This is a genomic window from Comamonas testosteroni (genome assembly GCF_030505195.1).
Classification (GTDB): domain Bacteria; phylum Pseudomonadota; class Gammaproteobacteria; order Burkholderiales; family Burkholderiaceae_C; genus Comamonas; species Comamonas testosteroni_G.
On record NZ_CP129672.1, the window covers coordinates 791571 to 806044 of the forward strand.

General features: G+C 62.9%; 12 protein-coding genes. All 12 read right to left on the reverse strand.

All coding sequences use genetic code 11. The features are described from left to right. Positions 1-24: 24 nt before the first annotated feature. On the reverse strand, positions 25-519 hold the full coding sequence (locus QYQ99_RS03565) for a hypothetical protein (protein WP_302091448.1): 495 nt from the start codon (positions 517-519) through the stop codon (positions 25-27). After that, entirely contained in the window at positions 516-986 is a 471-nt protein-coding gene (locus QYQ99_RS03570) for a lysozyme (protein WP_302091449.1), read from the reverse strand. The genes QYQ99_RS03565 and QYQ99_RS03570 overlap by 4 nt, the downstream gene beginning before the upstream one ends. Continuing rightward, complete coding sequence (locus QYQ99_RS03575; RefSeq protein ID WP_302091450.1) at positions 983-1201, reverse strand: hypothetical protein; 219 nt, start codon at positions 1199-1201, stop codon at positions 983-985. Before QYQ99_RS03575 ends, QYQ99_RS03570 begins: the two co-directional genes overlap by 4 nt. A gap of 102 nt (positions 1202-1303) precedes the next feature. Beyond that, positions 1304-1540, reverse strand: coding sequence for a hypothetical protein (locus tag QYQ99_RS03580; protein WP_302091451.1), 237 nt, complete (start codon positions 1538-1540; stop codon positions 1304-1306). After that, the gene (locus tag QYQ99_RS03585; RefSeq protein ID WP_302091452.1) at positions 1537-3432 is read right to left on the reverse strand and encodes a hypothetical protein; all 1896 of its coding nucleotides are present in this window, start codon (positions 3430-3432) and stop codon (positions 1537-1539) included. Before QYQ99_RS03585 ends, QYQ99_RS03580 begins: the two co-directional genes overlap by 4 nt. Beyond that, positions 3432-3827, reverse strand: coding sequence for a hypothetical protein (locus QYQ99_RS03590; RefSeq protein ID WP_302091453.1), 396 nt, complete (start codon positions 3825-3827; stop codon positions 3432-3434). The genes QYQ99_RS03585 and QYQ99_RS03590 overlap by 1 nt, the downstream gene beginning before the upstream one ends. Beyond that, positions 3824-4909, reverse strand: coding sequence for a WD40/YVTN/BNR-like repeat-containing protein (locus tag QYQ99_RS03595; RefSeq protein WP_302091454.1), 1086 nt, complete (start codon positions 4907-4909; stop codon positions 3824-3826). Before QYQ99_RS03595 ends, QYQ99_RS03590 begins: the two co-directional genes overlap by 4 nt. 597 nt (positions 4910-5506) lie before the next feature. Beyond that, positions 5507-6679, reverse strand: coding sequence for a hypothetical protein (locus QYQ99_RS03600; RefSeq protein ID WP_302091455.1), 1173 nt, complete (start codon positions 6677-6679; stop codon positions 5507-5509). 22 nt (positions 6680-6701) lie between these two features. Then, complete coding sequence (locus tag QYQ99_RS03605; protein ID WP_302091456.1) at positions 6702-10295, reverse strand: hypothetical protein; 3594 nt, start codon at positions 10293-10295, stop codon at positions 6702-6704. A 12-nt stretch (positions 10296-10307) separates the two neighbouring features. Continuing rightward, a complete protein-coding gene (locus tag QYQ99_RS03610; protein WP_302091457.1) occupies positions 10308-10691 on the reverse strand; it encodes a hypothetical protein in 384 nt (127 codons plus the stop codon). Further along, on the reverse strand, positions 10691-13534 hold the full coding sequence (locus QYQ99_RS03615) for a phage tail tape measure protein (RefSeq protein WP_302091458.1): 2844 nt from the start codon (positions 13532-13534) through the stop codon (positions 10691-10693). Before QYQ99_RS03615 ends, QYQ99_RS03610 begins: the two co-directional genes overlap by 1 nt. 110 nt (positions 13535-13644) lie before the next feature. Next, on the reverse strand, positions 13645-14442 hold the full coding sequence (locus QYQ99_RS03620; protein ID WP_302091459.1) for a hypothetical protein: 798 nt from the start codon (positions 14440-14442) through the stop codon (positions 13645-13647). Positions 14443-14474 lie beyond the last annotated feature (32 nt).

Consider the following 14474-nt stretch of genomic DNA (forward strand, 5'->3'; position numbering starts at 1 on the left):
ACCAATCAAGGTATCGGGGCGCTTTTAGTTCAACTGCTCAAGCAGCGTTCGGTCAGCCGCAATCTGGCCGCGCAACAGGCTCACCTGGGCGTCTCGCTTTTGGACCAGGCCGCCAAGCTCGCCAACCACTGCTGCGCCTTCTGCAGCAATTGCTGCGAGTCGTTGGTGCTGATCTGCGAGATCTCGGAAGGCAGCGGCGTCACCGGCAAGCTGGGCGTTGCGGGTTGCTGCGCTCCTAATGTCGTGCTGCAGGCCTGCAATACGGGCAGCATCAGCAGTGCGCCCAGCCTCCAGTCGGGCCATTTCTTGCGTGTAGTCATGGGTGTTTTCCTGTTGAGCTGCGCCGTGCTCCACCACGGCCGCAGCTTTCTTTTCTGTAGCTACTTGCGCTTGCTGAGCCTGCGCCGCCGCTGCTTTTGACTGTGAAGTCTCGACCTTGGCCAGCCGCTGGGTCTGCAGAGCCAGCAGCAGGGCAAGGGCCAAGGCCAGCCAGGGCCAGATGCGGGATGCGCCGGTCATCCCAGGCCCGCCTCGCACAGTTGGCGCTCTGCCGCGCGGCGCTTGACCAAGCCGGGCAGTTCCTTGCCGCTGGCATAAGTCCAGCGACTCAGCTCGGCGCAGGCTCCATCAATGTCGCCCGCATTGGCCTTGCGCACCAGAGTGCTGCGACAGAAAGCGTCATCACCCACATTGAAGGCGAAGCTCAGGAATGCCGCGCGCTGGCCGTCGGTCAGCGGCGCACGCACGCAGCTCAGGGCATCGGCATGCTTGACCAAGTCCTTGTAAAGCATCTCCTCGCATTGCTCGCGGGTATAGGTCTGACCCATCTTGAGCTCTGGGCCGGTATGCCCCGTGCAGGCCGTGATGATGCCCACCGGATCGCGATAGCTGCGCAGCACAGTGCCCTCGTACTTCTCCACGAGCGGCACAGCCAAGACGACGGCAGCGCCGCCGATGGTTGCAATGAGTTTTTCTTTCCAGTTCATCGGCTTGTCACTCCCTTGATTGCGGTCCAGAAGCCCACGCAGGCCCCACCCAACATGACGATTGCGGCAAGCGGCTTGGCGACCTTGCCCACCCAGTTCAGTACCTTGAAAGCACCTTTCATGGCGGAAAAAAACTCCAGCATTTCGGCCAGCTGCTGCTTGAGTTCCTGCAGCTCCTGGGCTACTGCCTTCAAATCTCGCTCGATGGCGGCCATGCGTTCACTCCCCTTGTCAAAGCGTTCATTCATCTGCCGGCGTGTAGTCGCTGGCAGCTCGTCGCCAAAATCGTCCATTCCCTCTCCTTTCGGTTTTCGCTTTCAGACCTCAATCAGCACATAAGCCATTTCCGGGGCCGCGCCCGTCACTTCGCCGCCTTGCACATACACACGAGAACTGTTTGCTTTGCCCAGCGGGTTGCGCACGCGCAGCAGGCCTGCTGCACCTTCGAGCGCGACCAGCGCGGTCCCGTCGGCATACACGGCGCTGATCTGCCCGGTCATGACGGGGTCGTCGGGGAGCAGGGCCTTGAGGCGCTTGTAGAGGTTGGTGCTCATGCGGCCACCCTTTCAACGGTGACCTGCTGGCGCACGCGAGGCATAGAGGCACTGACGCTGACGCCGCGCACCAGGCCGCGCCAGGTGCCGTCGGTGTCGGCCACCTCCAGTAGCTGGCCGGGGTTCAAGATGCCGGGGTTGGTGCCGCCCGTGAGCACGGGCATGCTGATGCTGTGCTGCAGCTTGTTGCCGCTGGCGGCCAGCGCCCAGCTACCGCGCATGCGGGCGGCGTCGGTATGGGTGATGAGGTCGTCCTGAATCTGCGGGGCCAGCTTGTCGCGTGCGCCGAGGCTGCGCACCACATGGCCCAGCACGCCGCCCACGCTGCCGCCGGCGACATAGATGGCGTTGTATTCGGCACGCGGATCCGGGCGCAGCTCGTCGGTGACGATGACGGCCGCAGGCATTTGCACATCGGGCACGGCCGTGCCCCACTCCCACGGCAGCACTGGATAGCGTGGCGCAACAATCAACTGCTCTGCCGTGCGGTGGCTGCGCACCACAGCATTGACCGACTGGGCCATGCGCAGCACGGCCTGCAGCGGCGTGCCCTGAAAGCTCCACGCGCCGGCGGGCACTTGCCAGTCAGGGATTTGCCAGTCCAGATCCACGCCACTGAATTGCAGCGCGCTCACCGCCAGCTGCTGCGCCGTTGCCACCGAGGTGGAGAGCCAGGCCTGCTTGGGCATGTAGGGGTTGCCCAGCATGGCCGTGACGCTGATACCCTGCACGGTCACGCGGCGGCGGTCAAACGAGCGGCTGCGCGCGGTGCTGGTGACCGCAAAGACAAACTGCATGCCGTCGATGCCGACCTGCAGCCGCTGCGGCAGCCCGCCCACGGGCGCGAGCTGGTCGAGCAGGTGCTCAGGGCCGTTGGCCGACAGGCTCCAGCAGTAGCTGTCGTCGTCGGCAGCAATGGAAACGTCAGTGAGCACTACGGGCTCAAGGCTTGGCAGCAGATGCGCCGTAAGGTAGTGGACTTGCATATAGACGGGCAGCAGTGGAATGACAAACTGGGGCTGCGGCTCGGGCCCGACGGGCTTGCAGCACATGAAGAGCAGATTGGCCGAGGCAGTCCAAGACCTGCAGAACAGCAATCGGATGGGGCCGCCCACCAACTGCTCATAGCAACCGGGCTTTTCCGGCTCGGGCGGTTGAGTCTGAGACTTGCCTGCAGTGGGCTTGATGGCCTGCTGGTAGCGGGCCTGGAAGCCCCGATACAGCGGCACCGATGGGCCTGCGCCCGTGGTGAACAGGGTCTGCAGGCCCGTCGCATCCTGCGCCGTTGCCACCACCATGCGGCGGCGGTCGCGCAGGCTTTCCTGAAACCGCACCACCCAACCGGCCCGAACGGGCGCAGCATCCTGGGCCGAGGCCTTCTGACTCACGCGCACGCCCTGCCCCTCTTGCCAGCGGGCCCGGGTTGTTGCGCCAGGTAGTGCCCGCGCCTGCTGAAACCTGCCCTGCAGGGTGATCCTTTGCCGCTGGCCTTCCTGCCATGCGACGCCGAACAGCTCCTGCAAGGGCATGGCGTCTTGAGCGGTCGACACCCAGCCCGCAGGCTGTGCATCGGTTTCCTGCCACCCGGATATCCAGCCCTGCGCAACAGGCTGCGCCTGCTGAGCACTGGCGGCTACCTCGGCCACTACGGGCCGGGGCGTGTCGGTGTTGTAGCGCACGACCGCGCTGCAGCGCAGCCCAGGCATGCGGCCCGCAGCAACCAGATCCTTGCGCACATGCACCAGGGACCGGACCCGCAGGCCTGGCATGCGCGCGGCAACGACCAGGGTCGCGTCGGACACCTGAGCGCCACCGCCATCGTCGCCAAACACCAGCTCGACCGGGTTGCCGGTCTTGAAGGCGCGGTTGAAGATCAGGTCGACAGCGGCCATCAGTCGATCCTTGTCTCGCCCAGGATGGCCTTGCCGCCCGCATAGAGCTGGGTGCCGGTGCTGCCCAGCAGCTTGAAGTGCCCAGCGCCCGCCTCGTCGGTAACGAGACCACGGCCGATCAGCTTGCCATCGCTGGTGCTCCAGACGCCGATAGCGGCCTGGCCGCTGGTCAGAATCATGTCGCCGCCGCCGCTGGCCTGAGTCAGCAGCAGATAGCCGCCCTCCACGATCTGGCCGCAGGGCTTGGTGAGCGTCAGCGTGACGAGCAGCTGCTCGGCAGCGTCATACAGGGAGATGCGCGACGCTTCAGGGCCGGAGTCCGCAAAGGCCAGCGTGGCCTGCAGGCGGGCCAGGGCATGGGCGGCTGAGATCTCGAATACGGGTGCATCACTCATGCCACCACCTCGGGGATCTGGTTGTTGGCTACCGCCGAGAAATAGTTCTTCTCGTGGTCCCAGGCCTCGATGTCATATTCGTAGCGCTCGTTGATGCCCTCGAAGCGGTAGCTGCCATCTGCAGCACTCCAGACTTCGCGCACCAGATAGCCATCACGGCTTCGGAACAGGCGCACGCGGCGCTGCAGAGCAGCTTTGGTATCAAATTCACTGACTGAGCCGTAGATCAGACCACGGCCCCCAAACTCCAAATCAGCAGCGAGATACATCTCACTTTTGCTGCATTCGATCAGCCCTTGCGGTGTGGATGCCCCATCGCCAGAAATTACCTCATGGCTGGCAATGGCCTGCCTGTATGGGGTCACCCCATAAATGGGGTCTGGTGATACCCGCATCCACGGGTACCCGGCAGAATTCCCTTGGACCGCAGCGAGCGCGCCCCCCGTCTGGGAGACCGCACAGCCATACCAGTTTCGGACACCCGCACCGTTCTGGGGCACCCAGGTGGCTCCGCTATCTGTGGAGACCTGTAGAGGCCCATTGCTCTCGGATGCGATCAATACGGAGCCCCCACCCGACACCCCGCAGCCCCACCATGTCTTATTGCCAAGCGCTGATACTGACTGCCATGTGCTACCTTTGTTGCGGGATAGCATCGGAATGCCTCCGGCAGGGACTGCCAACAATGTGTTCCCATCTGCGGAGATTGCGCAATAGGCCCAGTCCAAGGCCCCTGCCGCAGTCTGCACCCCCCAGGTTGCACCGCCGTCCTTGGACAGCCACACGCTCCCCCTGAAGCGCGTCGCTAGAAGTACCTGTCCATCCGCCGAAATCGCACAGCCACCCCAGGAGGCGCCACCCGCCGCAGTCTGCGCAGTCCAAGTTGCACCACCGTCCTTGGATAGATACAGGTTGCCGCCGTTGTAATCGCCCACCAGCAATGTCAATCCATCTGACGAAACAGCACAGCCCTTCCAGTAACCACTCCAAAGCACTGTTCGCCAACTGACACCGCCATCATTGGTCATCCACACCGGGCCACCGTACACCGTCGCAATGATGGTCTTGCCATCTGCTGACATGGCCAGCCCATTCCAACTCAAGGAGGCAGATCCCGCTTGCTGCACCGCCCAGGTCGCTCCACCATTCATGGACAACCACAAACGGCCGAAGGCCTCCACAGTCGCGATAGCTTGACCGTCTGCGGCTAGCGCGCAGCACTTATAAGCGGTAAAAACTCCTGCCGTTCGCTCTACCCAAACTCCCGTGGGTAACTCAAAGTTGAGCACTGCAGTAGGGCTGGCGCTCAGGACAGCCACTCCCTGCCAATCAACCGCAGAGACAGAACATGCCGCAAGCCCTCCACGCACGGAATGCCTCAATGGCCAAGTGGAGGGGCTGGGCCCCGCGAAGCGAAAACCCCAAAGCTCTACAGGCTCTGAAAATGTGAATGTCAAACTGAAACCAGGCTGCCTCACATCACCAGCCGCAAAGCTCACTATCGTTGAATCGTCAGCCAGCAGGTTCATCACCGATCCGGCAGTGGGTGCAACACTGGACGCCACTGAGACAGGAGCCAACGCCCCGGAACGTCCCCAAGGCACCACACGGCTCAACGTCAAATCAGCATCCAGGGTGTCAATGCCGCAGATTGACCAGGCTGTAGACTGCGGCATGACTTATCTCCAGGGGCCAGTGGCGTCAAAGAATGCAACGCCCTGGTTGAAATTGTTCGGCGTACCTATGCAAACGCTCAGCAACTGTTTGCCCGATAGCACGCCCACGCCGGGCGTGATTCGGACATCCGCACCAAAGGAAGCCAGCGCCTGAGTCTGCGGACAGTGAAACGCACCAGGCAACTCGCCGCGCGGCCCATTGGTAGTGCCCGCGCCGTCCAGAAGCCATATGGAGGACAGCCTCAGCCCGTTATCTGCCCGGGATGGGAAGGCACCCAAAAATGAATCTTCACCACTTCTGTTTGATGGAGTCCCAAAAATCACTCGATTGGTCTGAAGCGCTCCGCCCAATCCAATCGAGCTGCGCTGCAGTGTCATCCCGGTCGAGACACTCGACTGAAACAGGCATCCTGAAATATCGGTGGAGCTGGAAGACGGAGCCCCGGTCAAGGCAGCACACCAGGCATCGCCACTACGCGCACTATTGAGGTCACCGCAATAGGCTGTCACGCAGCTGTATCCGCTGGTGTTCACTGCACTGGTCGAGTTATTTGAGACGGCACAGTAAAAGCCACGGCTATCCCCGAGCAACACCCAGTAGCTTGGCGTCGCATTGGTGCGCTTGAACCAGTAATAGCCACCCGCCACCGTTGCAGGCGCAACCCCGACACCCGCATCAATATCGGTCATAGACTCGAACATCTGAACGCGGGCGTATTGCGCATTGCCATCGTCGACCCGCACAAAGGGACGGGTGCCACGGGGGTCCGTGGGCCGATAGACCGCCTTGTTGGTCGCCGTAAAAACCTTCTCCCAACCCAGCGCTGCCATCTTGAAGCTGATAGAGCCGGTGGCAGCACCGTCTGGTAAAGAAGTCTTGAACTCCACCCAACCGTTGGCAACGGCCGTGACACGTTGCTCGCCATTCAAGGCCGAGGGGGTTGCGCCGGCCACCGCGATGACGGCATGGACCTCTGCCGCACTCTTGCCACTGGCAAAGTTCAGGCGACACACGCCATTGCTGATGACCGCCGAATCCACGGCCTTGCTGCCCCAGCCTGTGACCAGGAAGGCGTCGAGCGTGGCAATCAAAGAGCCGGCCGTTCCGCTGATCGCGGGTGCCCCGGCCATGGAGCTGTACGCGTGCTTGACGCTGGTGTCTACGATGGATGCCATTTCTATCTCTCCAAATCAGTAATCAGGCGGACTGTGGGCGGTTCACATCGCCGCGCGCCAGGATGGAAAAGCTGTGCTCGATGCCGGTCTCGGGACCGGGCTGGATGGTTCGCACCACCCAGAACGGGTAAATGGCCCCCACTGTGTTGATGCGCAGGATGTTGCCGATGGCCCAGCCACTGCCCCAGCCCAGCGGCTTGATCGTGAAATAAGGCTTGCCGGTAGCCGGGTTGAGCGGCGAGCAGACCGCATTGATGTCACCCGTAGCAATCACACCCACATGCTCACCAATCACCCTGAATTGGCTGGTCGTCGTGAACTGCAGCACCCAGCGCTCAGTGCTGCCGCCAGCGTTGGTGATCTCGATTGGAGAAACGCTCTGGTCATACTTGGCAGGAATCAGAGGGCCCATGGGCGCATCGGCCCAGGCGTTGTCGACCCAGCTCTGCTGCGAGAAATCCAGGCTGACGCGGGCACGGCGGTCGCTGGCCTGCAGGGCGCTAGAGACATAAGTGCCGCTTACCGGGTAGTCATGGGTCAACGCCCGGTTGAAGGTGATCTCGCCCGAGATCTGCACATCCGTGGCGACGGCCATGTCCTCGATCCGGTCCTCGATCGTCACCGGCATGGTCATGGCAGACACATCGGTAAAGGTGACCAGTCCGGCCTCCAGGTCGGCGGAATAGCCGGTATTCAGGGTCTTGCCATTGGCATCGCGCACGACCACACGCGACAGACGCACGCGGGCCAGGTTGATGGTCTGGTTGTTGCTGACGTTGAGCTGAGCGCTGGTCTTGGTGTGACCCACCACGCACAGCGAGCCTGGCCGGAAGATGGGCACCTTGCCGTCGCTGGGCAGGCGCACGGGATCAATGCCGATGATGTCGGCATTCATGGGCAGATAGGCATAGGCCACCGCCGTGTAGCGCAAGGCGCTCGCAACCACGGGCTGGGGCTTGAAGATCTTGCCGTCGGGCTGGACGTTGGCCGCGTCATACCAGGGCTCGGCCTCATTGCCTGCGGCCACGACCAGGGCACCGAAGCCCAGGCGCACCAGGCCGGTTTCGTAGTCCACCGTGCCGACCACACCAGGGGCCGTGATGGCGCCGTCAATGCCCGCGCTGACGTTCTGAGAGCCGCCCGAGGCCCTGGGCACCTGTACCGTGAGGGAGCCTGGACGCAGGGGCGCTGCCGCCGTGCGGAACACATAGGCGCTTGAGATGGCATCGCCCAGCGTGGTGATGCAGCCTGCACGGCGCAGCGTGTTCGCATTGCCCGGCGTCCATGAGGTCAGGCCCACGCGGCCCGTGGCGTAGTTGACCGAGCCGCGCGTCACAAAGCCGCCCGAGGTCAGCACCCGCAACAGCCCTCTGCCGTCATCGCTCCAGGGCTGACCACTGGAGGGCATCAGCACGACCGAGCCCGGCACCACCGGGGCTTGCACACCCGTGACCAGATCAAACTCAGGCGCAAACGTGACCTGCAGCGTGCGGCGCGTGGCGCTGCCCGTGGTGCGAAACCGAATCTTGACGTAGCCGCTTTCGTCATTCGGGTAGATAGACGGGGCATTGAGGTACTCGATGCCCTCATAGTTGAGGCGGTACTGGGCCACCTCGCCCGAGAAGCCGCCGCCGCTGACCTGGCGGGATGAGTAGACCGGCTTGGGGATCTTGATGACGACATCGGGATTGAAGTCCACCGCGCCCGTGCTGTAGTTAACCGTGCCGACCTGCACGCCGTTCAGCATCAGCTTGCCGTTGCCGTCATCGCGTGCGAGCTGGAGCGGGTCGACCAACGTCACGCCCATTTCTTTGAGCTGGTCGCGGGTATAGACGCCCAGCACAGCCTGATCGGTCATGGTGTTCCATTCCACCTCGACGGTGAATGGCACCAAAGCGCCTTGGCCCGCCGAGACGGCCAGACGGCCCTGTCCATTGCGCGAGGGGTGCTGCAGGTTCACCTCGACCGCAGGGGCCGTATCGACCGTGACATCGAGCACCGTGCCCACGGCAGGCATCAGCTTGGGCGCAAACAGCACTTCGGAGCGGCCCACACGCACCTCGCCCGTGGCATCCCCCTGGAGCTGCCAAGCGGCGGATGCCGTGGCCGTGCGCTGGGTCGTGCCATCCATCCACTTGATATCAAAAGCGCCGGGATACAGCGCCTGCCCTGCAGGCAAGGCCAGGGCAATGGTCTGGCTGATCAGCAGATCGGAGGCGGGCTGCACCGTCTCCTGCGTGGGCACGCCCCAGTGCTGGACGATGGAGCTACCCACATCGGGAAGAGCACCCAACGTGACGACAAAGCTGCCGGTCTCGGCGCTATAGGTGCCCGCGCCATAGCTGGAGTCGGTACCGCGCAGCGCGCCGTCGCCGGCGTCAGACAACACATACCAGCGGCCCTGCGCCCGGTAGCTAAAGCTAAGCGTGCCGCGCGCCGGCAGCGGCGTGATAAAGCCCGTGTAGCTCTGGCTGCGGTTCTCCGCCGTGATGCGAATCTCACTGGACTGCGACACGCGCTGCATATAGGCTGCAGGCCGGTAACTGATGGTCTTGCTGCCGTCATAGCTTCCAGAGCTGGACGTAACAATGCCGTTCGCATAGTCCACCAGACCGATCTGCTGAGTACCCGACATAAGAATGCCGCCCTTGTCGGTCAAGGTCACTCCTCCCACCACGATGGAGAGCGAACCCGGCAGGCAGCCACCCGGTAAGGCCAGATTGGTGGTGGAATTCCAGGTCTGCGATGTGCTGAAGGTCACGGCCTCGGCCGCAGAGATGGGCAAGCCTGCAGCCGCATAGGGAATGGTGGCAGGGATGGGCGTCTCGCTCTGGGCCGAGGGCACGATCTGGGTCATGATCGTTTTAGCGATGATGGTGAAATCGCCCAGGGCTGCAGCCTTTTGCAAAGGCGTGACGCCCACATAGCTGCCCGCATCGGCTACCACCGTATCGCGCAAGCGGGCGCTGTTGAGCAGGCGTGTGAACTGGCGGCTGGCCGGGGAGCCGGTGAAGCCGTAGCGCAGCGCATCCGAGATCTCGACAGAGACAATCAGCGCCTTGTAGTCTTTGTCTGTGTCATAGGTGAAAGAGCGCTCCACGCTGGTCACGCGAATGGCGCGGACATACTGCATCTGCTCGTTCGCCAGCCCTTCATTGCCCACCAGCACCAGGGTCTTACCCACGGCAGGCAACTCGGTACCGGGGCGCTGGAAGATCTGAATGACGCGCTGGCCCTGGATGTGATCCTCATACAGGTAACCCACCCACTCCGACCCTTTGTTGAGGTAGGCCTCCAGCCGGGCCTGCGCCTGGGCACGGGTGTCATAGACGCCGCCCGTGGCAAACAGGGTGATGGAGATATTGGGATCTTCGGGGGGCTTTGCCACGATGACATTGCTGCCCTGATAGGTGTCGCGGTCTTGGGTATCCACACCCACAAACACCTGACGCATGTTGTCGCGGCCAATGGCGCGGTCCATCTCAGAAACGTCGGGCATGATTGCGTTCTCTTGCCCGGACTCGATCACGACGTTGGACGGGCCACCGCCACCCTCAGGTACGTCGTCCATGACGCGGCTGGCACGCAGCTGGATATCGCCTTGCAGAATGGGCATTGTTCTTCTCGCTTAAACAGTGATCAGCCGCAGCGTGGCGACATAGGGATGGGTGGCGGCAGGCAGCTCGGGCCGAGAGATGGGCGCAGCGGCAATCGGGTCATCTGCCGCAAACTGCACGGTGAATTCACGGCCGTCAGCCAGGCGCAGCGGGTACTGACCGTCTGGCACATCAACCAAGGCCTGCACGGCCCGCAGCGTTGCGCGGCGAATCCAGCCCTGGTCTTCCACGGCCTGCAGGGTGATGGGGCGGCCCTCGATGCGGGCAGCAGCGTCGATGATCTGGACGCCGGTAATACCGCGCTCGACCGTCTTCTGCACGGCAGACCAGTTGAATTCGTCTACCCACAACATGCCGCGCGGCAGCTCGATACCCGCGAGAAAATGACCCGCCATCAGTGAACACCTCCAGACAGCTTGGCATCCCGCTCCAGCGCGGCCATCAGTTGCTGCATCTCTGTGCTGCCCGCTGCGTCTGTACCCACGTTGTATTGACGGCCGCCAATCACTACTTCGTGCCTGTGGGTGATGACTGGCTGGGAAGGTGCAGGAGCTGGTGCGGCTGCCGGCGCCTGAGGCACGGGGCTAGGGGCACTTGGCTTGCGCTCGGCCTCTGGCTTGGGACGGGCATTGGCGGCGGCCTGCTGCAGGTCGATTGCCCTGCCTGCTTCCTTCACCGCAAACTGGGTCAGGTCATATTGATAGTTGCCCAGTGCGCCGCTGCTCTTGACGGAGAAAGGATTGTCCTGCGCATACTGGTTTTGCCATTGCTTCCACCAGGCATCGAGCTCTTGCCGGGTTTGGAACTGCGGCACGAGGTTCAGCGGCCCAGAGTTCTGCTGCATGATGCTTGGCGAACCCTTGATATTGGCATTGCGCACAGCCAGCGAGCCGCCGGCCAACACATCCATTGGCGTAAGACCATTGGCCAGCGCCTGCCGTTCTTCGGCTGTAGGTGGCCGGCCCATAAGCTTGTCAAAAGGTTCGTTTTTGATCGAGCCGCCGCCCCCACCTGTGCCGTAGCCGCCAGACCGATCATCACCATTGCGGTCATTGAACCTGTCCAGCTCTCTGCCAGCACCACGGACCGACTTACTGAGGTCATTGAAACCCGTCGCCATAGATGCCGTGGCTCTACGTGTGGCACGGTCGGTGTTGACGATGGCTTTGCCGGCCTCATCCAGCTCCACCACATAGCCCTTGACGGCAGCTTGGGTCTTGAGCCATTCAGGTGCAATTCCGCCATTGGCCGCAATGACCTTGTCTGCCATGGCCTTCCAGGCCTCGGCAATACGCATGGGCGGCTGCTGACCATCTTTCTCTAATTGATCAAACGCTGCACGCGCCTGCGTAGCCATGCGCTGCAGATCCTCGTTGGTGGTCATGCCCAGGTCTTTGTAGGCCTGCTCCAGCAATGCGGTGGACTTAGCCGCATCCTCTGCCGTACCTGCAGCAGCGCGTTGTGCCTTGGCAATTTCCTGCAGCTTGCGCCCAGCGGCATCCAGATTGCCACTGGCAATCAGTTGCTGATATTCGACCTTGAGTTGCTTGAGGTTTTCGGCCGCAATGCGGTCGGCCTCTGCCTTAGCAGCAGCCTCCTTGGCTGCTTTGGCAGTTGCCTTGCCCGTGGCCTCGATGCCAGCAGCCACCGCCTCGATGGAGGGAGCTGCCGCAGCGGCAGCATTGCCCACCGCAGTCACTTCCCCCGTCAAGCCGCTCCAGGCATCACGCGCTGTCTGGGCACCATCGGCCATGCCCTGCAAGGACTCAGCAGCCTTGGCCTTGAGGGCATCGGCAGAGGCTGCAAAAGCGCCGGCCATCTCCTCGGCATCAGCCGCCGCCAAGCGAAAGCTCTCACTGAGACCGCCAAAGGTGACGGATGCCAATCCGCTGCGCAGCTGGGCCACGCCCTCCATGACCTTGGAAGCGATCTGCGCAAACGCTGCGCCCAGCCCGTAGATGGCAGTCAGCACACCATTGACGCCCGCCGTCATTACGCCCCAGGCCAGCTGCACCGTGTTGCCAGCGTTGGTGGCGTATTGGCCGATGCGCTGCAGCGTCTCGCCCGTCTCACTGGCAAAGACCTGCAGGCGCAGCACCACAGCGTCAAAGTTGACGTTGGCTGCAAACGCGCGGAAGAACTTGAGGCCGTTCTCAAAGGCCGTCGCCAGAGCCTGGCCGAAGCGCTCCACCAGACCGTTTTCGACCGCCTTGCGCAGCGCGCCGGTCAGCTCATCCACGCCCTTGCGCACCACCGGCAGCACGGGCTTGCCCAGCACCTGGGTCACGGTCTCCCACATGCTGCCCAGGCCCTTGAGGGAACCGTTGAGGTTGTCGGCCATGGTCTTGGCCGTAGCCTCGGCACTGCCGCCCGCCTCTCGCAGCTTGCCCGTCAGCTCATCCAGCGCACCCATGCCCTGATTGAGCAAGGCGCGCAGCGCAGGGCCAGACTCCAGGCCCACGGCATTGATGGCTTTCTCGCCGTCCTTGCCCTTGGCGGCCAGTTGGTGCAAAGCCTCCTCAAAGTTGGTGGTGACAATGCCTGCAGCACCCAGCTCCTTGCGAAACTTGCTGGTCGGATCGGCAAACTGACTCATGATGGAGTTCAGCGCCGTACCCGCACGGCTGGCGTCAATGCCCGCGTCGGCAAACTTGCCGATGATGGCGACCGTGCTCTCCAGGCTCACGCCAAGGGAATTGGCAACGGGCGCGGCATAGCTCAGCGCCTGGGCCAGCCCTTCTACGCTGGTGTTGGTGGCGTTGGCGCCCTTGGCCAGCACATCGGCCACGCGGCCGGCATCGTCAAACGCCAGGCCCATGCCCATCACGGCCTTGGTCACATACTCACTGGACTTGCCCAGCTCGATATCACCCGCCTGGGCCAAGGCCAGCACGGCGGGCAGCGCCTTGACGGAGTCGCCCGCGCTCAAACCAGCCTTCGCCAGGTTCTCCAGAGCACCAGCCGCCTCCACTGCGGTGTACTTGGTACTGCTGCCGGCATCCTGGGCGGCCTTGGTCAGCGCGGCCATTTCTGCAGCCGTGCCTTCGGTGGCGGCCTTGACGCGGCTCATGGCCGCTTCAAAATCTGCGGCACTTTTCACCACACCGGCAAATGCCTTGATGCCGAAGTAGCCGGCAATCGACGCACCCAAGAGCTTCAACTTGCCCTCAAGCCTGCTCAGCACCGCAGACGCATCGTCTTTGGCATTGATCACAATTTGAATGGGCTTGAAGGCCATGGCGTCGGTGCTTTAGTGAAAGTAGTTGCTTCGGTTTGCACTGCAGCCGGTGCTTGCTGGCCGCAGTGCAAACCGCCCCGGCGTGCCGGGCGGTCTGTAAAAGTAGTGAGTTAGGGAATCACAGACGCGCGGCCGTCCACATAGACGGCCTCGCCGTCCTCGGGCTTGAGGACTTCCACATCCAGGCCGAACTGGCTGTAGTCGGTGCCGTCCTGAATCAGCGGCAGCTCGCCTGTGGGCGACAGGGCTACGCTGGGGAACCACCAATCACGATTGGTGCCGTGGGCGTTGTCGGCAATCAGCTGCAAAGCCCCCTTGAGATCCGTGCCGTTGCCGGACTTGATGCGCTCCCAGGTGGTCTCGGCGGCCGTGTAGCCAACCTCGACTTGGGTTGCCGTGGAGATGGCACCGCCCTCGACGATCTGTAGCAGGCCGAGGTCTACATCTACTACGTAGTCCTTGCCCACCTCATAGGGAGTGGAGCCGGATTTGCTCTTGACCGTTACTGCACTGAGCTTGCGCGCCCCGGTCGGAGCTGCAGGGCTGACGCCCAGACGGTAGATGCCGCCCGGCTCCACCTTGTGCTCCTCATCGGTCACCGTGGCCGAGGCCTGAGAGTGCGTCTCGGAAGTGCCGGACAGGAACATGCGCAAGTTTCTGCCGCTGATGTTGTCGGAGGTGATGGATGCCTTGCGGGTGATCTCGATCAGGACTTCTTCGTCCTTCTCGCGCAGACCGCCCTGAGAGCTGTAATGAGGGGCCTTGTCGCCTTCCACGCTCAAGGAAAAACCAGGGCAGTTGCCGAACTGGTAGCCGCCCCCAGGGCGACCATCAGCATCGAATGGATAGAAAACAAGGCGTCCACGCGGAATCTGGTATTCCTTCTTGACGCGGGGCAGTGCAGCCATGGCTAGCTCCTTTGAAAGATTGAACGGCGCCG